The organism is Colwellia sp. MB02u-10, from assembly GCF_014077185.1.
Lineage (GTDB): Bacteria > Pseudomonadota > Gammaproteobacteria > Enterobacterales > Alteromonadaceae > Cognaticolwellia.
The window spans coordinates 1-291 of sequence record NZ_JACGVK010000030.1; the positions used below are offsets into that span (position 1 = coordinate 1).

Consider the following 291-nt stretch of genomic DNA (forward strand, 5'->3'; position numbering starts at 1 on the left):
ACCTGAAATTTCCGGCGTATCGTTACTGCCATCAATGGTTAAGGTCACTGTCTTGGCAACTGAGGTAGCATCTCCTGACGTTGAATCATCTTTAACTTGTACGTTAAATGATACGACTGCACTTTCACCCGTACCGAGTTTCTCTATGCCTGCGCCCGTTAAGGTATACGCACCAGTGTCTGTCATCGACACAGTAATGGCGCCTATTTCGACACTATTTGTATCGACTACTGTGGTTGCTGCATCGGTAAACGCTATAAACGCATGTGTATCGCTTGTATCTACATCGGT

General features: G+C 45.7%; 1 protein-coding gene. It reads right to left on the reverse strand.

Annotation, left to right across the window (positions count from 1 at the left end):
* Positions 1–291: VCBS domain-containing protein (locus H4J59_RS00100; RefSeq protein WP_182235758.1), on the reverse strand; the 291-nt coding region annotated here is incomplete at both ends.